Genomic DNA, 22,796 nt, shown 5'->3' on the forward strand with positions numbered 1-22,796 from the left:
AAACAAGAAAAAAGGATCAGATTGTATGTGAACCACAACAATCTTTGAATTTTAAAATCATTGAATTTTAAATTAGAAAAAAATGAATCAAGATTATATAAAACCAGATAATTGGTCCATCATAGAAGAAGGATTTGATGTAGAACGCGTCAAATCGTCTGAAAGTTTGTTCAGCATTGGCAACGGTGCTATGGGACAACGTGCTAATTTTGAAGAAAATTATACTGGCAAAACTTTCCAAGGAAGTTATATTGCCGGAATTTACTATCCAGACAAGACAAAAGTAGGCTGGTGGAAAAACGGCTATCCAGAATATTTTGCTAAAGTTTTAAATGCACCCAACTGGATTGGAATCGATATTGAAATCAACGGTGAAAAATTTGATTTGAATGCGTGTTCCAACGTGAAAAATTTTCGTCGGGAGCTCAACATGAAAGAAGGCTGGTACCATCGTTCTTTTGAAGCTACTTTAAATAACGGTACCGAAATCGCAGTTTCAATTCGTCGTTTTCTATCAATCGTTCTCGACGAAGTGGGAGTTATTAATTACGAAATTACGTCTTTGAACAAGGACTCAAAAATAGTTTACAAGCCCTATATCGACGCTGGTGTTAGCAATGAAGATGCCAACTGGGAAGAAAAATTTTGGGAACCTCTTGATGTTAAAAAATCAGGAAATGAAGCTTTTGTAACGGCTCAAACCTTCAAAACGCATTTCAAGGTGACCACTTTCATGCACAATAGCATTTTGACAAATGGTGAAAAAACAAGTATTTCGCCATCCAATATTGACGCAACTGCAGATAAAATTCAGTTTAGCTATGATGTAATTGTGGCTCAAGGCCAAAAATCATCCATTCAGAAAATTGGTGGTTACACGGTTTCTTTAAACCATGACAACACGGTAACCGCTGCCGAAAAAGCCATACAAGCCGCATTAAATTTGGGCTACGACCAATTACTACAAGATCAGATTAATGCTTGGGCAAAAATCTGGGACATGTCAGACATTACCATTGATGGCGATGTAAAAGCACAACAAGGAATTCGTTTCAATATTTTTCAATTGAACCAAACGTATTTAGGAAAAGATTCTCGATTAAATATCGGACCAAAAGGATTTACTGGTGAGAAATATGGCGGATCTACCTATTGGGATACCGAGGCCTATTGCATTCCGTTTTACATGGCAACCAAAGACCAAGAAGTAGCCCGAAATTTATTGACGTACCGCTACAATCAATTAGACAAAGCTATAGAAAATGCTGCTAAATTAGGATTTACAAATGGCGCTGCTTTGTACCCAATGGTTACTATGAACGGTGAAGAATGCCATAACGAATGGGAAATTACTTTTGAAGAAATTCACAGAAACGGAGCCATTGCCTTTGCCATTTATAACTTTTATAGATATACAGGAGACTACAGTTACATACCTGAAAAAGGATTAGAAGTACTTATTGGCATTGCTCGTTTCTGGCATCAAAGAGCGAATTTTTCTACTAATTTAAACCAATACGTAATTCTTGGAGTTACGGGTCCAAATGAATATGAGAACAACGTAAACAATAATTTCTATACCAATTATATTGCAAAATGGTGTTTAGAATATACATACGAACAAATTCAGAAAGTATCTCTGGAATATCCCGTTGATCACAAGAGAATTACCGAAAAAGTAAAAATCACAGACGCGGAATTGCAATCTTGGAAAAAAGTATCGGATGCTATGTACTTTCCTTTTTCGGAAGAACATAACGTTTACTTGCAGCAAGATGGTTTCTTAGACAAGGAATTGGTTCGCGTAGCCGATTTAGACACAAACCAAAGACCAATTAATCAAAAATGGTCTTGGGATAGAATTTTACGTTCGCCTTACATCAAACAAGCTGATGTTTTGCAATGTTTCTATTTCTTTGAAGATCATTTTACCAAGGAAGAACTGAAAAACAACTTTGAATTTTACGAATCGTTCACCGTTCATGAAAGTTCACTTTCGCCTTGCGTACACTCAATTCAAGCCGCTTTATTAGACAAAATGGATATGGCGTACACGTTCTATTTAAGAACTTCACGCTTGGATTTAGATGACTACAACAAAGAAGTAGAGGAAGGCTGTCACATTACATCGATGGCCGGAACCTGGATGAGTATTGTGGAAGGTTTTGGAGGAATGCGAATTAAAGACGATACGCTTCATTTTTCCCCAAAAATTCCAAAAGAATGGAAGGGGTATTCGTTTAAAATTAATTTCAGAAACCAGATTTTGACAGTCGCAATCAATCATAAAGAGACTATTTTTTCAGTTGATGGCAATCATGAATTAGAAATTATGGTTAATGGCAATCCAGTTTTGGTTCATGCTGAACATTTAGCTACTGTATAATCAAAAATTGTTTGCAGGTATCGTTCCTTCTAACATTTGATTAAAAGACATGTAACATTAAAAACAATCCCAATTTTCATTGGGATTGTTTGATTTGCAACCATTTAAAATACAAGTGAGAATTCAACTTCGTCTTGATGAGAAAAAAATTAAAACACTAAAAACATTCTTAATAATGAATAAAATGATTCCTTTAATGCAACAAAATAAAAGCTTCCTAAAAAAAACAACTTTATTCCTTTTTTTTATGTCTTTAACTTTAAACGCTCAAATCGACAAGATGGAACCTCCTTTTTGGTATGCAGGTATGCAAAATCCAGAATTGCAAATACTATTTTACGGGAAAGAAATTGCACAAAATAAAGTTTCTGTTTCTAATGGTATAAAAATTACGAACATTACAAAAACCGAAAATCCCAACTATATTTTTGTCACCATTGACACCAAAAAAGTGACTGCTTCTGATTTTGTTTTTACTTTTAAAAACAACACAGCAACCATTACACAAAAATACAGTCTCAAGAAACGAAGAGAAAATTCTTCGGAACGCAAAAGTTTTAATTCTTCGGATATGATGTATTTATTAATGCCTGACCGATTTGCCAATGGTAACAACAATAACGATAATGAAAACAATACCAAAGAAAAACACAACAGAGAATTACCTGGCGGAAGACACGGTGGCGATATTGAAGGAATCATAAAAAACCTAGATTATATTGCGTCACTTGGCGCTACTGCAATTTGGAGTACGCCACTTTGTGAGGATAATGATGCAGCTTATTCCTATCACACTTACGGACAATCTGATGTGTATAAAATTGATCCGCGTTATGGAACCAATGAAGATTATGCAAGACTAGCGGCAGAAATGCACAAACGAAAAATGAAGCTCGTGATGGATTATGTAACCAATCACTGGGGTATTGAACATTGGATGATCAAAGATCTACCTACAAAAGAATGGATCAATCAATTTGAAACCTACACCCAAACCAATCACAAGCGAACTGTAATTCATAACATCAACGCAGCTGAAATTGATAAAAAAACAGCAATAGACGGTTGGTTTGTGCCCACCATGCCAGATTTAAATTTAAAAAATCCGTTGACTTTAAAATACCTCATTCAAAATGCGATTTGGTGGATTGAATCATGTGATTTGGATGGATTTAGAGTAGATACCTATAACTATTCAGATCCAAAAGGAATTGCAACTTGGACCAAATCTATTACCGATGAATATCCCAATTTTAATATTGTAGGCGAAATCTGGATGCAAAGTCAGGCGCAAATGGCGTATTGGCAAAAGGACAGTAAAATTGCAGCCATCCAAAATTATAATTCTTACTTACCAAGTGTAATGGATTTTACACTTTACGAAGCCACAACCAAAGCATTCAACGAAGACGATGGCGGTTGGGACAAAGGAATGATGAAATTGTATGACAATTTCACTAATGATTTTCTATATTCAAAACCCAGCAACATTTTAATCTTTGCAGAGAATCATGACACCAATCGAATCAATGAAACGTATGGAAACGACATAAGAAAATATAAAATGGCCATGACCGTTTTAGCAACCATGCGTGGTATTCCGCAATTGTATTATGGTAGCGAGATAGGCATGGCAGGCAATAAGGACAAGGGAGATGCAGCTATTCGTCAAGATTTTCCAGGCGGTTGGGATGGCGATGCAAACAATGCATTTACCAAAGAAGGACGAACTGCAACCCAAAACGAGTACTTTGATTTTACGGCTAAATTATTCACTTGGCGCAAAGCAAAAACAGCTATTCATACTGGAAAAATGACGCACTACATTCCAGAGAACAATGTTTACGCCTATTTTAGATACAACAATAATGAAACAGTGATGGTTTTAATAAACAACAGTAACGAAACTAAAACAATAAAAACCGATAGATTCAAAGAAAACATTAAGAACTTCAAAATAGGAAAAGATGTTATTTCTGAACTTACATTTGATGTTACAAACGAAATAATTATAGAACCTAAATCGGTTTTGATTTTAGAATTGAAGTAACACAAACCACATCAAACAGCTAAGAAACAAATCATTTAATACTAAAAAAATGAAAAAATATTCAATCCCACTTTTACTGTTTACCATGACAATTTTAAGCAGTTGTTCCAGCATAAAAAAGATTTCTGAGAGTAACAAAACACCTTTCGTTTGGGAAGGGGCGAACGTTTATTTCCTGATGACAGACCGTTTTAACAATGGTGACAAATCCAACGACTTAAACTTTGACAGAAATAAAACAACTGGGAAACTTCGTGGTTTTGAAGGTGGCGATATCAAAGGAATTTCTCAAAAAATTGACGAAGGCTATTTTGATAAACTAGGAATCAATGCCATTTGGTTTACACCAATAGTGGAACAAATTCACGATGGCGTAGATGAGGGAACCGGTTTAAGTTATGGCTTTCACGGCTATTGGGCTAGAGATTGGACCAACTTAGATCCTAACTTTGGAGCCAAAGAAGATTTAGCGGCACTAGTTCAAAAAGCACACGCACACGGAATCAGAATCATTCTGGATGGTGTAATCAATCATACAGGACCTGTTACTGCTGAAGATACGGTTTGGCCAAATGACTGGGTGAGAACAGGACCAAATTGCGATTACAAATCGTTTGAGAACACAACTGCCTGCACGCTAGTTTCTAATCTTCCGGATATAAAAACAGAGAGTCTACAAAATGTTGCTTTACCTCCTTTTCTTGTCGAAAAATGGAAAAAAGAAGGCCGCTACGAACAAGAAATAAAAGAAATCGATGCGTTTTTTGCTCGCACTGGATATCCAAGAGCTCCAAAATATTACATCATCAAATGGTTGACGGATTATATTACTGAATACGGAATTGACGGATACAGAGGCGACACTGTAAAACACACCGATGAAACGGTTTGGGCCAATTTCAAGACCCAATGTGATTACGCATTTGAAACTTGGAAGAAAAAAAATCCAACAAAAGTATTAGACAACAATTCCTTTTACACCATTGCTGAAGTTTACAATTACGGAATTAGCGGCGGACAAGATTTTGATTTTGGAGACAAAAAAGTAAACTATTTCATCAATGGTTTTAACAACATGATCAATTTCGAATTCAAATGGGATGCCCAGAAAGACTATGAATTTATTTTCTCTAAATATTCAAACAAGCTGAACAATGAGTTAAAAAGATACAGCGTTCTGAACTATATGTCTTCGCACGATGATGGCGCACCATTTGATGCCAGACGCAATAAAAACAGAGAAACAGGAACTAAATTATTACTTTCGCCTGGAGTTTCACAAATATATTACGGTGACGAAAGCGCTCGTTCATTAGTAATTGAAGGAACACAAGGCGATGCAACTTTACGATCTTTTATGAATTGGGAGGCCATAAAATCAAATCCTGAAACTCAAAAAACATTGTTGCATTGGCAAAAAATAGGTCAATTCAGAAAAAATCATCCATCAGTTGGAGCAGGAATTCACCAGCAAATTTCGGCTCAACCGTATACTTTTTCCAGAACTTTTTCTAAAGGAGAATATATCGATAAAGTAGTAGTTGCATTGGATTTAAAAATTGGTGCCAAAGAAATTTCAGTTGGAACTATTTTTGCAAACGGCACCTTATTAACAGATGCATACTCCGGAAAAGAAGTACGAGTTGTAAATGGAAAAGTAAGTATCGATTCTGAATTTGATATTGTTTTATTGGAATTAAAAAAATAATTTTCAAAATAATTTCATCCAAGCGCCTTTAAAAATGAAGGCGTTTTTTTTATGTTTACCTTTACCAAAAATTATAGACAATGCTCAAAATTGGACATCGTGGCGCAAAAGGATATGAACCTGAAAATACATTAGTCTCTTTCCAAAAAGCATTAGACATGCAAGTGGACGGAATTGAGCTCGACGTGCATTTGAGTGCTGATGGTGAAATTATCGTTATTCACGACGAAACTATTGACCGAACGACCAATGGAAAAGGTTTTGTAAATACATTATCTTTGCGCGAATTGAATGCTTTTCGAATAGATGGAAAGCACCAAATCCCGATGCTGAAAGAGGTTTTTGATTTGGTAAACCAAGATTGTTTTATCAATATTGAAATCAAAAGTTATGAGGCTACGGATAAAGTAGTTTCACTAATTGAAAAGTATGTCGCTAAAAAAGGCTGGAAATACGACCGATTTTTAGTTTCTAGTTTTGATTGGAATGCGTTGCAGCAAGTGGCATTTTTAAATGATAAAATTCCTATTGGCGTATTAACAGAAACCGATTTAGACTTGGCTTTGGCTTTCGCAAAATTCATTCAGGCAAAATCCATTCACCCACATTTTCATTTATTGACAAAAGAAAACACCGCGCAAATACAAGAAAAAGGATTGCAGGTTTTCCCCTGGACCATCAATGAAGTAGAAGACATACAAAAAATAAAAACATTCCACGTAAACGGAATCATCACTGATTTCCCAAATAGAATATGAATCAGAATTTTGATATAATAATAGTAGGCGGCGGCGCAGCGGGTTTTTTTACAGCAATTAATATTGTGGAGAAAAATCCAAAACTGAAAGTCGCAATTTTAGAACGCGGTGCAGATGTATTGCAAAAAGTTAGAATTTCCGGCGGTGGAAGATGCAACGTCACGCACGCTATTTTTGAGCCGAAAGAATTAGTGAAATTTTACCCTCGTGGGGAAAAAGAACTACGCGGACCTTTTCATCAGTTTTGTTCAGGCGACACGATTGAATGGTTCGAAAAACATGGCGTAGAACTCAAAATTGAAGCGGACGGACGCATGTTTCCCGTTTCAAATTCTTCACAAACCATTATTGATTGTTTTCTTAAAGCAACTCAAAAACTCGGAATCTCGGTTCTTACCGGACAAAGCGTACAATCTATTTTCAATACGGAAGTTTCGGGAGAAAATGTTTGGAAGATAGAAACACCAACCGAAAATTATCTTGTCGAAAAATTGATTTTAGCAACAGGAAGCAACCCGAAAGTATGGGAAATGCTACAAAATTTTGGTCATGCAGTAGTTAGCCCAGTTCCTTCCCTATTCACTTTCAATATCAAAGATTCCAGAATAAAAGAGTTACCTGGAGTTGCAGCACAGGTTACCGTAACCGTACAAGACACCAAACTCACATCAACAGGACCTTTGTTAATTACACATTGGGGAATGAGTGGCCCAGCGATTTTGAAGCTCTCTGCTTGGGGTGCCCGAATTTTGCATGATAAAAATTATCTGTTTACCATTTTTATAAATTGGTTGAATGATGAAGACACAGCGGATGTTGAGAAAAAGCTAAAAGAATTAAAACAAGAACACCCTAAAAAATCAGTTTCAAAGAAATCACCTTTCGAAATCACCAACAGATTATGGGAAAGCTTGGTTCTTGCTTCCGGAATTGAAGTGGAGACCAAATGGGCCGACTTATCTAAAATACAATTGCAAACTCTAGCCAATCAATTAACAAAAGGAACTTTTCAAGTCAACGGAAAAAGTACTTTCAAAGAAGAATTTGTAACGGCTGGTGGAATCGATTTAAAGGAAATAAACTTCAAAACCATGGAAAGCAAATTGCATGAAAATCTATATTTTGCTGGTGAAATTGTAAATATCGATGCCATCACTGGCGGATTTAACTTTCAAAATGCTTGGACAAGTGGGTATATTGTGGCTAATGCTATCTAAAAACAGTATTAACAAGAGTTTATAAATCCACTAAGTTTTATTTAAGAAGATTCTGATAACTTTACGCCCGTATTATCAGAATCTTATGAAGACAAAACTACTCGCTTCTATTTTCATTTTTATATTTTATCAAAGTGGGCTAGCACAAGGAAACAAAAGTATTCGGGGGCAAGTCTACTTTGACAAAACCGCCGCAACCAAAGTTGAGGTAATCAACGCAACCGCCAAAACAGTTACTTTGACCAATGCTGAAGGAAAGTTTACCATTGGTATCAATGTAAACGACCAATTGGTTTTTGTTGCTAAAAATCATGAAATAAAAGAAATGAAAATTTCGATAGCCGTATTAAACCAAGGTGACATTAAAATCTCATTATCCCCAAAAGTCGAAGAACTTAAAGAAGTAATAGTTCAAAGCATGCCATCAATAAAACTAAGTAAAGATGCAAAATGGGAACAAGCCAAACTTGATCAATACACATTAGAGAAAAATGCAAAAAAATTAAAAAATTCTGGTGTTTACACAGGAAATATTGAAAACGGCATGGATTTAAAGCGAATTGGAGGGATGATTCTTAAGCTATTCCTAAAAGAAAAAGAGGAAGTTAAAAAAGTAGCAATAACCGACATAGATTTTATAACACTAGCTAAATCCAGTTGTGACCAAAAATTTTATATGGAAACTTTAAAATTAAGATCAGATGAAATAGCTCTTTTCCTCCAGTTTTGTGAAGCCGACCCAAAATCGAAAACACTACTAGAAAATAGTACCGTTTTATCGATGATGGATTTTTTATCGATCAAAAATATTGAGTTTAAAAAGTTATGAAACTCTAAAGGAAACTAGCGTTTAATCACTCCATGAAAAAAAGACTAAAACTAAAAACTTCCAACTATCTATTCAACCACCAAATACTTCCATTCAACACCGCAGCAAAACTCACCCACGCCAAATACGGAATAAACAAGTACCCTGCAATTTTATTAATTTTTGCAAATTGAATGTAGGTTTCAAAAATCATCAACCACAATACAATTATTTCTAGTCCAGCAAGCATTGGGTTTTGTAATCCGAAGAACAAATACGACCACAAAGCATTAAGTGCCAATTGAATTGCAAAGAAAAGCAACGCTTTTTTCACGGCTTCTTTCTCAACTTCTATTCGGTCCCAAACCAATCCTGCAGCCACACCCATCATCACATAGAGCATACTCCAAACCGGTGCAAAAATCCAATTGGGTGGATTAAAACTAGGTTTTATCAAAGTCGGATACCATGTCGTAATAGCAGAACGAGTAACCATTCCAGAGAAATAACCAATGGCAAGACACGTAACGACAACTGCTAATATTCGGGTGATTTTATTCATTTTTACTTTTTTTAATGAAAGTCAAAATTACTCAAATATTCACTGGGATTCCATAAAATGAAAAAAGCTTTCGCTAAACCGGCAAACGGAGTACAATTGAAACTAATTTTAAGGAATTTAGTACAACATAAAAGTACATCCAGAAAATTTGACAAAACATTAATTGAAAAAGTCGCTTTTTACCTCAAAGAAGATTTTAAAACGTTACAGTTTTTTTTGTTGAATGATTTCAAATAATTCTTTCTTGTAGGTATCGCCAATAGGAATGCTTTTTCCGTTTATAAAAACATTTAAGGAATCCGTTTTCGTGATATGACGCAACGAAACAATAAATGATTTATGCGTTTTAACAAAGTCACTAGTTGGTAAAAAATCCTCGATACTTTTTAAGGTATTGTTAGTAATTACTTGTGGGTCCTTTAAATGAATGGCTACATAATTTTTCAGCCCTTCGATATAGCAAATCTCATTAATTTGCACTTTTTCAAAATTATTTTTACCATCGGTTTTGATAAAAATAAAATCATCCACCTCTTTTGGAATCTCCGTTACTTCAGCTTTAAAACTATTTTTCACTTTTAAAACAGCCTCGTAAAAACGTTCAAATTCAAATGGTTTTAATAAATAATCAACAGCATCCACTTCGTAACTTTGTATGGCAAACTGCGGATAAGCAGTGGTAAAAATAATTTTTGTTTTCCCTTTCACGAGTTTAGATAATTGCAAGCCTGTTAAATCGGGCATTTGAATATCCATAAAAACGAGGTCGATACCTCCTTCTTCTATTAGCGAAAGCGCCGTAAGTGCACTTGTGGTTGAGGAAACTAATTCCAAGAAAGGAATTCTACTCAAATATTTTTCTATCAATCGGATAGCAGGCGGTTCATCGTCAACAATAAGGCATTTTATTACTTTCATAATTTATAATTTAAAGGGCAACTTCAGCAAGGTTGTAAATACATCATTTGAATTGGTGTAAAGTAAAACAAAATCCTCTTTATAAATCGCACTCAATCTACGTTCTAAATTGTCTTTTCCAATACCAGTATTCGTATACTTTTCTGAAGATGAAATACTATTTGACGTTTCAATAATTACTTCTCGCTCTGTAATTTGTATTTTAATTTTGGCTGGAAAGGCTGCATTATTAATCATGCCATGTTTAAAAATATTTTCAACAAAATGTATAAAAACAAGCGAAGGCACTCTTTGTTCGCCAACAATTCCCTCAACGGTGTAATCTAAAAATAAAGTATCTTCAAATCTTTTTCGGTGCAAATAAATGTAATCTTCTATGAATTTAATCTCTTTGGTGAGGGGCATAAATTCATTTCCAGCTTCATACGTTACATACCGCAGGAGTTGAGACAACCGATAAATATCTTTGGCCACCTTGGGCTGAACATCAATTAAATCAGTATAAAAAGTATTTAAGGTATTGAACAAAAAGTGGGGTTCGATTTGTGATTTAAGCAAATTTAATTCTGCTTTGTTATAATCGAGTTCTAGCTTGTGCAGTCGACTTTGATTGGACGCAAATTCAAAAAAATAGAACACTACGGTGCTATACAAAATCGATTTTATAGCAAAAATCGAGTTATCAAAAGTGTAGAACAAAAACTTACGGGATTCTTCAAAATAATTGTGTTTCCCTGTAAAATGATACAAAATGACTTCCTCAAGCAAGTAACGAACTCGTCCAAAAATAACAATTAGGAATAGTACACCAATAGCAAATCTCCAATAGTGTTTCTTTCCTAAAGTGTACGGACTTACAAAGTAATAATTAACCGCATACGTTGTAAATGTTGCCGTGTACATGATGATTTGATTGTAGTTTAGAGGGAGTTGAAAATTCCTCAAAAAGCCCTTGCTGCCTCCATACACATAATCCGAAAAAAGGTCCATCAATACAATAATGAGAACAAGCCCAAAATGAAAGTACCATTGTTTTTTATTTATTTCCATGAATCGAATTTACGCATTCTCGTTTTACTTATTATTTTTTTTTGGATGAACGCCTAATTTCTCTGTACGAACAGGTTTTTTTTAACCAAAACAATAAAAAAGTTCTTTTTTCAGGTTTCATGTAGTAGAAAACCCAGATGGTGTAAAATGATTTTTGGCCTCTGCAATCTCCTATACATTTGCTGATAACAAAACCAAACAACATGAAAACCACAATCGCATTTTTATTATTGTTCAACATTAGCTTACTTTTTGCACAAGAAACCAAACTTACTGGAGTCGTTACTACAAAAAACGGTGCCGAAAAAGTAGCCTTTGCAAACGTTGCTATATTTGATGCTGCAAGCAATACTTTTTTCAAATATACCACAACAGATGAAAACGGATTATACGAAATACAACTTCCTACTACTTCTTTTTTTGTTAAGATCGAGTTATTAGGTTTTAAAACGGTACAGTCAAAAACTTTTGTATCAACTACTAAAAATATAACTCAAAATTTTGAATTGGAGGAAGATTCAGTAGCGCTAAACGAAGTTGTAGTGCTGCAAAAGAAGAGCATAATAAAACTCAGCAGAGACAAGATGATTGTAGATATTGACAAAGCAGGTTTTGGCAATGGCAATGACGGACTAGAAACCTTAAGTAAATTGCCTGGTGTACAATTGGACAAAGATGACAATGTAGTATTTAGAGGCAACGCCAACCTTCAAATAATGATTGACGGGAAACCATCCCTTTTATCAGGTGAGGAGTTGAAACAGTATCTTAAATCAGTAGATGGTGCCAACATTAAATCGGTTGAAATAATAGCAAATCCTTCTGCAAAATATGATGCCTCGGGAAGTGCAGGAATTTTTAATATCGTTCTAAAAAAATCAGCCGCTACCGGTTTAACTGGAAATGCAAGAACCTCAGTAGGCTATGCGGAGTTTATCAAAAATAATAACGGATTAAACCTGTACAATAATACCGAAAAATGGAATCTAAAATTGGGTATAAATTACGGCTATGTTGAAAGTGTAAATCGCAGAACCATAGACCAAACCGTGGTAACGCCAACAATCACCACTACTTTGCAACAAAAAAATGATTGGCTACCAGTTTCAAACAATTACTCAGGAAATTTTGGAGCAGGATACAAAATAAATAAAAATGCGAGCATGGGTGCTTCAGCCAATTATTCCTTGTACAAAAGTGATGAATTTACAAAAGGACGTACCAACGAATTTGATGATATGGTTTACAAAAGATACACCTTCTTAAACACTCAAAACGACTTGGTGAACAATACACTAACGGGAACTGTATTTTACAATTTTGCATCTGATAGTTTAGACACCAAAATAGATGCTCAAATTAATTATGCCAATTACAAAAATGACAGCAACCGCATTACGACCAACTCCTACTTCACCTCAGATACGAATGAAATGTACCGCAACACCGAAGATGTTAAATATCAAAACCCTACAAACTTCAATATCATCAGTGCGCGAGTAGACTTCGAAAAAAAGATCAATGACAAATTCAACTTTGAAACCGGTAGCAAACTGAGTTACGTAAACAATGACTACACCATCATTTTAAAAGATAGAAATGATCAAGGAGAATACATAACAAACACGAATAGAAGCAATCAATTAATTTACAAAGAATCAATTCTATCGGGCTATGGCATCACCAATTTCACAAAAGGGAATTTTGACATTCAAGCTGGACTAAGAGCAGAATACATCAATTACAATGCAACCTCTTTAACCTCAAATAACACCAACAAAGACAATTATTTATCGCTTTTCCCTTTCTTCAGTATTAACGGGAATTTTAAAAACGATCAATTCAAATTTTCATACAGCCGCCGTATTCAAAGACCACGCTACTTGTACTTGAATCCTTATTTTGAGTATATTGACACCTATAATGTCTCTGTAGGGAATCCAAATTTAACACCTCAATTTACAGATGCGTTTGAAGTAGTATGGATTAAAAAACAAAAAACGTCACTTTCCCTTTTTGCAAATTTCTCGAAAGATGAAATGTACCAAATTATTGATTATGATACTGATACCAAAATAACTACTTTGTCCTATGACAATATCGGAAAATCAAAAACTATCGGATTATCACTCAATACCAGCATTACCGTTAAAAAATGGTGGGAAGCACAACTCAGCAGCGAGCTTACATATGGTCAAGCAACTTCTGATTTAGAAAACTACAAATTTAACGATAGCGGCGTCTCCTTTTCGGGAGCGTTAAATCAATCATTTACTTTGGCGAAAGATTGGAGCGCCACTTGGAACAGTTTTTACAGCCAAAACGGCGCTTACGGAAACACGACTTTCAAACCATCCTATGACATGTCATTTACGATGAGAAAAGACTTTTTTAACAAAAAAATTCGTTTGAATTTAAGTGCTCAAAATGTATTGAGAAAAAGCCAATGGATACAAAGCACGAAACAAGATAACGTAACTACTAATTGGGTTAATCGATGGGAAACTCGCAAAATAACGGTATCCGTTACTTACAATTTTGGAACAGCAAAAAAGAAAGAAGTAAAAGAGGCCGACCTGAATGAGGAGCAAAACAGATTGTAAGCGTTAATCATTCCGTTTTACTCAAAAAAGGGTGACGATTTCAAAAAACTACGAATCAGTGGTGGCAAAAAAAAGTATCTTTGCGTAAATTTTTCATTTTATGATTGCAGCAAACAATTTTATTCCATTATCATATACCAATACAGTTGAAAGCGGGAATTTTCAATGGAGCGCACCCAGTAATATTGCACTTGTAAAATACTGGGGGAAAAAAGAGAATCAAATTCCAGCTAATCCATCGGTGAGTTTTACATTGAATAATTGCAAAACGATTACCAAATTCGCTTTCGCCAAAAAAGAAAACGACGGTTCTTTCTCGTTTGATTTGCTTTTTGAAGGGCAGCCCAAAGAAGATTTCAAACCGAAAATTCAAAAGTTTTTGGAGCGAATAGAAATCTATTTGCCGTTTTTAAAAGACTATCATTTTACAATTGACACCGAAAATACGTTTCCGCACAGTTCCGGAATTGCGTCATCGGCATCAGGAATGGCAGCCTTGGCAATGAATTTAATGAGCCTCGAAAAAGCGTTAAACCCAGCAATGTCTGACGATTATTTCTATCAGAAAGCGTCTTTACTTGCCCGTTTGGGTTCTGGAAGTGCTTGCCGAAGTGTAAAAGGACAAGTTGTAGTTTGGGGAAACCAAGCTAATATCCAAGGAAGTTCAGACTTATTTGGAGTTGAATTTCCGCATGCGATTCATGCTAATTTTAAGAATTTTCAAGACACGATTCTACTTGTTGACAAAGGTGAAAAACAAGTCTCGAGTACCGTGGGTCATGACTTGATGCACAACCATCCTTTTGCCGAAAGGCGATTTGCACAAGCTCATGAAAATCTAGACGCACTGATTACTATTTTTGAAAGTGGTGATTTAAATGCTTTTATCAAAATTGTAGAAAGTGAAGCCTTGACATTACACGCCATGATGATGACTTCGATGCCGTATTTTATTTTAATGAAACCAAACACATTACAAATTATTAATGCAATTTGGAAATTTAGGAATGAAACGCAAATTCCCGTTTGTTTTACCCTAGATGCTGGTGCCAATGTACACGTATTGTATCCCGAAAACGTTAGCGAAAAAGTTTTGCAATTTATTAAAGACGAATTAGTTGGCTATTGCCAAAATGGGCAGTACATTTGTGATCAAATAGGAAACGGAGCAGCGCTTGTTTAATCTTTTTTTGTGTATCTTTAAACATCCTTAAAAAAAAGTTGATGGATATTCAATCAGAAAAAATAGAATTGATCAAAATGTTACTCGCAACTACTGATGCCACTTTATTAAGAGTTGTAAGAAACGTTTTTGAAAAACAACAACATACCGTTTGGACGGAACTATCAGCCGAAGAACAAGAACAAATTGAAATTAAAATCCAAGAAGACAATCGAGGCGATCAATTGGATTTATAAAAATAAACACATTACAATTACCAACCCCAAATTGTTAATTTAAAATACATATGAAAGGACCTTTATTTTATTCAAAAATATTACTCTTTGGAGAATACGGAATCATTCGTGACTCAAAAGGGCTTTCAATTCCATATAATTTTTATAATGGTGCGCTGAAAAAAGAGGATAATCCCTCTCAAGAAGCAATCCAATCAAACGGTCACTTGAAACGTTTTGTAACGTATTTAGAAACATTGCAAAACGAGCAACCAGAACTTGTTACTTTTGATTTATCTCTTTTAAAAGAAGATGTTGAAACTGGAATGTATTTTGACTCTAGCATCCCACAAGGATATGGAGTTGGAAGTAGTGGCGCTCTAGTAGCGGCTATTTACGATAAATATGCAAACCTTAAAATCACGGTTTTAGAAAACCTAACCCGTGAAAAATTATTGCAGTTAAAAAATATCTTTTCTCAAATGGAGAGTTTTTTCCACGGGAAAAGTTCAGGTTTAGATCCTTTGAATAGTTACTTGAGTATTCCAATTTTAATTAACTCTAAAGATCATATTGAAGCAACGGGAATTCCTACTCAAAGTTTTGATGGTAAAGGCGCTGTATTTTTATTAGATTCAGGTATTGTGGGCGAAACCGCTCCGATGGTAAATATCTTTATGGAAAACCTAAAAGACAAAGGTTTTAGAACCATGTTAAAAAATCAATTTGTAAAATATACCGATGCATGCGTTGAAAATTTCTTAGGCGGAGATATGAAATCACTTTTCATGAACACTAAGAAACTTTCAAAAGTAGTTTTAAACAATTTTAAGCCTATGATTCCTGAGCAATTTCATGGAATCTGGCAACAAGGAATTGATAGCAATGACTACTATCTAAAACTCTGTGGATCAGGTGGCGGAGGTTATATTCTGGGCTTTACCGAAGATTTAGAACGCGCAAAAGCATCGTTGAAAGATTACAAATTAGAAGTAGTTTATCAGTTTTAGTCATCCTCCCCAAAACCCTCTCCATTGGAGAGGAAAAAGAAAACCTAAAGCAGTATCTTTAGTATTGGGAATCATATCTTATTAAATAAATCTAAATGTTAAGCAGGCAACACAAACTTCTAATAATGAAAATTGCAAGTTTGTTCTCTGTTGTGCGAGGATACAACATTCCCATCATTATTTTAGCACAGTATCTTTCAGCTGTATTTATTTTGGCTCCCGAAAAAAGGGCGCTTGATATTTTACTCGATTTCAATTTATTTATTCTAGTTTTCGCATCTTCGCTAACGATTGCATCCGGATATATCATCAACAACTTTTACGATAGTCAAAAAGATTTAATCAACCGTCCTACTAAATCGATGTTGGATCGATTGGTGAGTCAAAAAACAAAATTAAACGTTTATTTTACACTTAATTTCATTGTCGCTTTGATGGCTTTGTTTGTTTCGTGGCGTGTATTTTTATTCTTTTCAGGATATATATTTTTCATTTGGTTGTATTCCCATAAAATAAAAAAACACCCAATCATAGGAAACCTAATGGCTGCTTTACTGGCTATTTTGCCTTTTTTTGCAATACTTCTGTATTTTTACACCCGAATTCCATTTGAAGAAATTGAAAATTACAAACAGCAACTTGGAGTAATTTTTGCGCATGCCTCCTTTTTGTTTTTGCTGTTGCTCATCCGGGAAATGATTAAAGATTTAGAAAATCTTAAGGGGGATTTAGTAAACGACTACAAAACGATTCCCATTGTTTACGGCGAGGAAACATCAAAAAAAATAATTACTCTTTTGACTCTTTTGACAGTACTTCCTGTTTATCTTTTGATCGAAATTTACGATGTAGGCTACATGGACGGCTACTTTTATTCCTGTTTGATTGTACTTATTTTTTTTCTTATTTACCTGTGGAAGTCAAATACTAAGCTACAATTCTTATTGCTTCATAATCTTTTAAAATTTCTTATCGTAGCTGGAGTCTTTTGCATTGTCTTGATTAATCCAAGTGTTTTATGGCAAGGGAAAAGATTGTTGATGACGGTTTAGATTCATTCTAGTTTTAGCATTTAAAAGCGTTGTAAAAACACTTTGAAAGACTACCAAATGTTTCATTGAAGATAGCCCCGATAGTAGTGAAAATCCTTTTCTTTTTTCCTTTAAAAAAGAAAAGATTGCAACGGATAGCGGGAATTAGCTCCAAAAAAAACGATACTTAAATATATTAATTAGCTTACTAATTAGCCAGTTAGCGTTTTTATAATTTGCGGTTATTGATTGTCAAGTATATAAATAGTATCTTTGCACAAATTATTGGAATATTATGAATAACAAGGAAGGCAATAATAAGAAAAGTGGTCCAAGAGCAGCTAGCTCAAGACCAAGTTCGAATAAGCCAAAACCTGCCATGCAGAAGCGCGCCCAAGGGCCAAAAAAAGTTAAAGTTACTACTAAAGTTGCCGATATCGCTACTGATAAAGTAGAGAAAAAACCAAATCAAGCACCAAAGAGACCGAAAGTAAAAGACGAAATTCGTTTGAATAAATACATTGCAAATTCTGGTGCGTGCTCGCGTCGTGATGCGGATATTTACATTCAATCTGGTACTGTAAAAGTAAATGGAATTCCTGTAACCGAAATGGGATACATGGTAAAACCGGGAGATGTTGTTAATTTTGATGGATCTACATTGACTCCAGAGAAAAAAGTGTACATCTTGCTGAACAAACCTAAAAACTTCACCACTGCGATGGACGAAGGTCAGGAATACCGTAACGTATTAGAATTGGTAAAAGGTTCTACTACTGCAAAAATTGGTGCAGTAGGACGAATGGACAAAAACACAACAGGATTGTTATTGTTCACGAACGACACGGACATGATTCGTAAGTTTACATTACCTAGTCAAAAATCATCTAAGATCTACCAAGTTTCATTAGATAAAAACTTAAAATTTGAAGATTTAGAAAAAATCCAAAAAGGATTAACACTAGACGGTCACCGTGTTTTTGTAGAAGACGTAAGTTACATAGAAGGCGAGGCAAAAAGTGAAATTGGGTTGCAATTAAGATCAGCTAACGTGAAAGTTGTTCGTTCTATCTTTGAACACTTTAGTTATGATGTACTGCGTATTGATAGAGTTTCTTTTGCAGGTTTAACCAAAAAGAATTTACCTAGAGGAAACTGGAGGTTGCTTACCGAACAAGAAATCATCAATTTGAAAAACGTATAAATCATTTTCAAATTATAAATAGTAAATCCCGTTTCGCATTGCGAAAGGGGATTTTTTGATTAAAAACACAATCTTACAATAGTATGACGCCAGAAAAATTACAATCAATTGCTTTTAAATGGTTTGAAAGTTTCAACAATAAAGAATTAGAAAAATTATTATCCTTATACGATGATGATGCAGTACATTTTAGTCCAAAACTAAAAATGCAACATCCCGAAAGCGATGGTTTTGTTAGCGGCAAAGAAGGTTTGCGTAGGTGGTGGAAAGATGCTTTTGAACGTTTACCCAGTTTAAACTACAAAGTAAAATCGCTTACCGCAAATGGAGACCGCGTATTCATGGAATATACCAGAACGGTTACTGGCGAAGTTGACCTGGAAGTGGCAGAAGTCCTAGACATTAAAGAAAATAAAATAATTGCCTCGAGAGTGTATCACGGATAAAAAATTGATTTTTTTTAAATCTGGTATTGTAGGTATATGCCAAAACAGATACCTAAGATCCCATTCGCTTTAAACCGAATGGGATTTTTTTTGACCGATAGGGAATGAAAATATAAAAAGTCCATGTACCGCATTACAATAGCAATATATTTGGGGTAATAATTAATTATTTTTGGATAAATTAGCTTCACTAATAATCAAATCTAAACAATGAAAAAAATAACCACACTTTTCTTCTCAATAACAGCATCGTTGCTGCTTATTAATTGTAAATCTGAAGACAAAAAACAAGATTTTACAAGTTTAACAAAAAGCTATTTTGACGACAAAAACGCTATGGATCCTCTAGGAGCAACACAAAGTGGTCAAAATCAATATAACGATCAGTTGCAATTTGAAATGACAGACAGTTATAGAAAATCGCAAGCTGCTTTTTATGACAAATACGAAACAGCATTAAATACAATTTCAAAAGAAAACTTAACAGCGGAAGAAAAAAACAGCTACGAAATCATAAAATGGGAAGTTGAGATTGGAAAAAATCTACTCAAACAACCGACCAATTTACTTCCTGTACATCAATTTTGGGGTACACACCTTACGATGGGACAATTTGCAGGAGGAACTAGCGCACAACCTTTTAAAACAGAGCAAGACTACACCAATTTCTTGAAGAGAATGGATAAGTACTCCGTTTGGATCGATTCGGCAATGGTCTACATGAAAAAAGGAATGGCAAAAGGAGTAGTATTACCAAAATCGCTGACGGTAAAACTAATTCCGCAATTTGCAGAGATGGCGACACCCAAAATCGAAGATAATTTATTTTACTCTGCCATTAAACTGATGCCAGACTCTTTCCCGGAAAGTATCAAAAAAGATTTGACAGCCAAGTATACTGCCACCATCAATGACAAACTGATTCCACAGTATAAAAAAATGGCTGATTTCTTAAACAAAGAATATCTTCCTGCATCTAGAACAACAAGCGGAATAGGCAGTTTGCCTTTTGGAAAAGATTTATATGCTGCCTACGTAAAACAATGGACCACTACTGATATGACTCCCGATGCCATTCATGAATTAGGATTGAAAGAAGTTGCCCGTTTAACAGCCGAAATGGAAAAGGTAAAAACTCAAGTGGGTTTTAAAGGTACATTAATCGAGTTTTTTGAAGAGGTTCGAAACAAAAAAGAACTAAAACCTTTCACCAAACCAGAAGAGGTTATTGCTAATTTTCAAAGTATTTACACCCGTATTAAACCCAACGTAGACAAATTATTTGCGTTACAACCGCAAACAAAATTTGAAATCAGACGCACAGAAGCTTTTAGAGAACAAACAGCGAGTGCCGAGTATAATCAAGGAACTGCAGACGGAACGCGACCAGGAATTTTTTATGTTCCTATTCCAGATGTAGCAAATTATAATATGTATGGTGACGAAGATTTGTTTTTGCACGAAGCGATTCCGGGTCATCACTTCCAAATATCCTTGCAGCAGGAAAACAAAAGCTTGCCTGATTTTAGAAAATTTAATTGGTTTGGTGCTTACGGCGAAGGTTGGGCTTTATACACAGAAAGTTTAGGTAAAGAATTAGGATTGTATCAAGATCCATATCAATATTTTGGTATGCTAGGCAATGAAATGCACCGAGCGGTTCGATTAGTAGTTGATACCGGTTTACATGCTAAAGGTTGGACGAGAGAGAAAGCTATCCAGTTTTCTTTAGCCAATGAAGCCGAAAGTGAAGCGAGTATTATCCCAGAAATAGAGCGTTACATGGCTATTCCTGGACAAGCACTTTCGTATAAAATTGGTCAGTTAAAAATAATGGAACTCCGCAAAAAAGCCGAAACTAAAATGGGAGCTAAATTTGATATTAAAAAATTCCATGAAAAAGTATTGGAGTCAGGTGTAATGCCCTTAGCTTTAGTGGAACAAAAAATTAATGAGTGGGTTGAAGGAAAATAAAAACAATCATACTAAAAAGCTTCTCACCATGAGAAGCTTTTTTTATCTCTAAATAAGTTTTGAAATAAAACCTCAAGAAAACGTGAGAGAAACAACTGGATTACCAACAGAGTTACTAAGTAATAAAAAGTCTTGAATTAAATTAAAAACAAATTTTCCAGCACTCTACAAACCAGAAATAATGTGAGCTTAATACTAGAAATGTGATTGTAACAAATAGATACTTTATGCACCCGCCACGTAGAATTAGTTTTTAATTAAACAACTTTATCTGTTTGAGTGTTTTTACAGAAGCTTCTGAAAAAAAATCGCGCCATTCGCAGAAAAATCAGGACAGTAAAGATTGCATTAAAAACGATTCTCGATACACATCACTTTAAGTGCCAAGCGTATTGAGAAGTTTACTTCGTTGTACTTCACAGAATTCCCAAACTTATGAGATGAACTGTCAATTTAAATAATGACATTAACGGGTCCTACCAAACAAGTAGTGTGTCCCGCGGCATAGAAACCGCAAAGCGACACAGCACATAAACTACAGACCTATTTATTGACAAATTGATTTACTTTACGCTTAAAAAGCATTGCCGCTTATCGACTGAAAAACAAAACGTTCTCAAGCTACTTTTACATATCTAATAATTTTTCCATTCTTTAAAAATTTTTTCTGATAATGTGGACAAAATACCAATGACCATTTTTGCGATTGGATTTTCTTTACCATCAATTAACATTTGTAGCCCTTCTTTCTCTGCATTAACATTGCAACCGTGAGAGGTAATACGATTAATTACACTTAAAATATCGGCAGCATTTTTGCCAAATCTTTCAATTGAATATACATAAACTTCTGTGACACTGCCATTCTCGATTTCTAACATCAACTTACTTCCTTCCGGTCTATCAGCAAATTTTAAATCATTACTGCTCTTATCGGTGTACACTTTTGAATCTTCAACAGCATTTTTTGGAGTTGATATCATATCCTCCATTTCACCAAAAATTTTATAAACTGCTCTCATTTGTATGTAGTATTAAATTCAATACAAATGTATTGCACAAGACAAAATTTTGTTGCTTTACACAACGACTTTGGCGCTGTTTTTAATCAATACAAATAATTTTAGTAAGGTTGAAAATTAAACAATACCCTGCTCTTACATAACGAGTTAAACAATAGTTAAGAAAATTGATTCTATTAAAAAATTCGCTGTCACAATACCATAAACATTAGCTCTTCTTTGCACTTACAAAGCTTATTATCACGTTAAAAATCATTACTCGTGTTAAAAAAATCTGCCAAACGTAACGAATAAATGAAAAAATTACTTTGAAATTATTCTATTTTTTAGTGCTCATTGACTTTTACACAAATAAAATACTTAGCCAATATTAAAAAACAAGAAAATAATTATCTACTCGTGGACTTTTTGAACAAATAATAGTCCTTCCCGATAAAATCGGGATCAAGTCTAAAACCTGTGGGGAAATATTAAATTTCGATATTTGTATTTTAAAAATAGATACAAATGCAAGATTCTTTTAGTGAGCTAATCAAGGATCAAGTCTAAAACCTGTGGGGAAATATTAAATTTCGATATTTGTATTTTAAAAATAGATACAAATGCAAGATTCTTTTAGTGAGCTAATCAAATTATTATTACCTGAAATTG

19 protein-coding genes are annotated in these 22,796 nt (G+C 34.6%); 15 read left to right on the forward strand and 4 right to left on the reverse strand.

Going from position 1 to position 22,796, the window contains the following annotated elements; translation table 11 throughout:
* Positions 1–82: 82 nt before the first annotated feature.
* The 6 genes from ACNQGO_RS05670 to ACNQGO_RS05695 all read left to right on the forward strand — a co-directional run bounded on the left by ACNQGO_RS05670 (position 83) and on the right by ACNQGO_RS05695 (position 8,948).
* Positions 83–2,386: a glycoside hydrolase family 65 protein gene (locus tag ACNQGO_RS05670; RefSeq protein WP_417984627.1), complete on the forward strand. Its 2,304-nt coding sequence runs from the start codon at positions 83–85 to the stop codon at positions 2,384–2,386.
* A gap of 247 nt (positions 2,387–2,633) precedes the next feature.
* Positions 2,634–4,436 (forward strand): glycoside hydrolase family 13 protein, encoded by a 1,803-nt coding sequence (locus ACNQGO_RS05675; protein ID WP_417984628.1) that lies wholly within the window; start codon positions 2,634–2,636, stop codon positions 4,434–4,436.
* A 49-nt stretch (positions 4,437–4,485) separates the two neighbouring features.
* A complete protein-coding gene (locus tag ACNQGO_RS05680; protein WP_417984629.1) occupies positions 4,486–6,144 on the forward strand; it encodes an alpha-amylase family glycosyl hydrolase in 1,659 nt (552 codons plus the stop codon).
* 80 nt (positions 6,145–6,224) lie between these two features.
* Positions 6,225–6,902: a glycerophosphodiester phosphodiesterase gene (locus ACNQGO_RS05685; RefSeq protein WP_417984630.1), complete on the forward strand. Its 678-nt coding sequence runs from the start codon at positions 6,225–6,227 to the stop codon at positions 6,900–6,902.
* A complete protein-coding gene (locus tag ACNQGO_RS05690) occupies positions 6,899–8,119 on the forward strand; it encodes a BaiN/RdsA family NAD(P)/FAD-dependent oxidoreductase (protein ID WP_417984631.1) in 1,221 nt (406 codons plus the stop codon). Before ACNQGO_RS05685 ends, ACNQGO_RS05690 begins: the two co-directional genes overlap by 4 nt.
* An 85-nt stretch (positions 8,120–8,204) precedes the next feature.
* Entirely contained in the window at positions 8,205–8,948 is a 744-nt protein-coding gene (locus ACNQGO_RS05695) for a hypothetical protein (protein WP_417984632.1), read from the forward strand.
* Between the two features lie 64 nt (positions 8,949–9,012).
* On the opposite strand, the gene ACNQGO_RS05700 is transcribed toward ACNQGO_RS05695, so the two are convergent.
* Complete coding sequence (locus ACNQGO_RS05700; RefSeq protein ID WP_417944994.1) at positions 9,013–9,489, reverse strand: TspO/MBR family protein; 477 nt, start codon at positions 9,487–9,489, stop codon at positions 9,013–9,015.
* A 57-nt stretch (positions 9,490–9,546) separates the two neighbouring features.
* Between ACNQGO_RS05700 and ACNQGO_RS05705 the strand changes: the two genes are divergently transcribed.
* Positions 9,547–9,726, forward strand: a complete 180-nt coding sequence (locus tag ACNQGO_RS05705; RefSeq protein ID WP_417948259.1) for a hypothetical protein — start codon at positions 9,547–9,549, stop codon at positions 9,724–9,726.
* Here the strand turns inward: ACNQGO_RS05705 and ACNQGO_RS05710 are convergent.
* Positions 9,694–10,407 (reverse strand): LytR/AlgR family response regulator transcription factor, encoded by a 714-nt coding sequence (locus tag ACNQGO_RS05710; RefSeq protein WP_417948260.1) that lies wholly within the window; start codon positions 10,405–10,407, stop codon positions 9,694–9,696. The two genes, ACNQGO_RS05705 and ACNQGO_RS05710, sit on opposite strands and share 33 nt — an antisense overlap.
* Positions 10,408–10,410: 3 nt before the next feature.
* Complete coding sequence (locus ACNQGO_RS05715; protein WP_417984633.1) at positions 10,411–11,457, reverse strand: sensor histidine kinase; 1,047 nt, start codon at positions 11,455–11,457, stop codon at positions 10,411–10,413.
* A 203-nt stretch (positions 11,458–11,660) separates the two neighbouring features.
* On the opposite strand from ACNQGO_RS05715, the gene ACNQGO_RS05720 reads away from it, so the two are divergent.
* The 8 genes from ACNQGO_RS05720 to ACNQGO_RS05755 all read left to right on the forward strand — a co-directional run bounded on the left by ACNQGO_RS05720 (position 11,661) and on the right by ACNQGO_RS05755 (position 21,123).
* Entirely contained in the window at positions 11,661–14,060 is a 2,400-nt protein-coding gene (locus ACNQGO_RS05720) for an outer membrane beta-barrel protein (RefSeq protein WP_417984634.1), read from the forward strand.
* Between the two features lie 100 nt (positions 14,061–14,160).
* On the forward strand, positions 14,161–15,243 hold the full coding sequence (locus tag ACNQGO_RS05725) for a diphosphomevalonate decarboxylase (protein WP_417984635.1): 1,083 nt from the start codon (positions 14,161–14,163) through the stop codon (positions 15,241–15,243).
* Between the two features lie 41 nt (positions 15,244–15,284).
* A complete protein-coding gene (locus ACNQGO_RS05730; RefSeq protein WP_417984636.1) occupies positions 15,285–15,479 on the forward strand; it encodes a hypothetical protein in 195 nt (64 codons plus the stop codon).
* 50 nt (positions 15,480–15,529) lie between these two features.
* The gene (locus ACNQGO_RS05735) at positions 15,530–16,468 is read left to right on the forward strand and encodes a mevalonate kinase family protein (RefSeq protein ID WP_417984637.1); all 939 of its coding nucleotides are present in this window, start codon (positions 15,530–15,532) and stop codon (positions 16,466–16,468) included.
* Positions 16,469–16,563: 95 nt separating this feature from the next.
* On the forward strand, positions 16,564–17,520 hold the full coding sequence (locus ACNQGO_RS05740) for a geranylgeranylglycerol-phosphate geranylgeranyltransferase (RefSeq protein ID WP_417984638.1): 957 nt from the start codon (positions 16,564–16,566) through the stop codon (positions 17,518–17,520).
* A 274-nt stretch (positions 17,521–17,794) separates the two neighbouring features.
* Positions 17,795–18,703, forward strand: coding sequence for a pseudouridine synthase (locus ACNQGO_RS05745; protein ID WP_417945001.1), 909 nt, complete (start codon positions 17,795–17,797; stop codon positions 18,701–18,703).
* A gap of 83 nt (positions 18,704–18,786) precedes the next feature.
* Positions 18,787–19,149, forward strand: coding sequence for a nuclear transport factor 2 family protein (locus ACNQGO_RS05750; protein ID WP_417984639.1), 363 nt, complete (start codon positions 18,787–18,789; stop codon positions 19,147–19,149).
* A gap of 210 nt (positions 19,150–19,359) precedes the next feature.
* A complete protein-coding gene (locus ACNQGO_RS05755; protein WP_417984640.1) occupies positions 19,360–21,123 on the forward strand; it encodes a DUF885 domain-containing protein in 1,764 nt (587 codons plus the stop codon).
* Positions 21,124–21,758: 635 nt separating this feature from the next.
* Here ACNQGO_RS05755 and ACNQGO_RS05760 read toward each other — a convergent pair.
* On the reverse strand, positions 21,759–22,145 hold the full coding sequence (locus tag ACNQGO_RS05760) for a recombinase family protein (RefSeq protein ID WP_417984641.1): 387 nt from the start codon (positions 22,143–22,145) through the stop codon (positions 21,759–21,761).
* Positions 22,146–22,796: the final 651 nt, after the last annotated feature.

Source organism: Flavobacterium frigidum (assembly GCF_048286735.1).
Lineage (GTDB): Bacteria > Bacteroidota > Bacteroidia > Flavobacteriales > Flavobacteriaceae > Flavobacterium.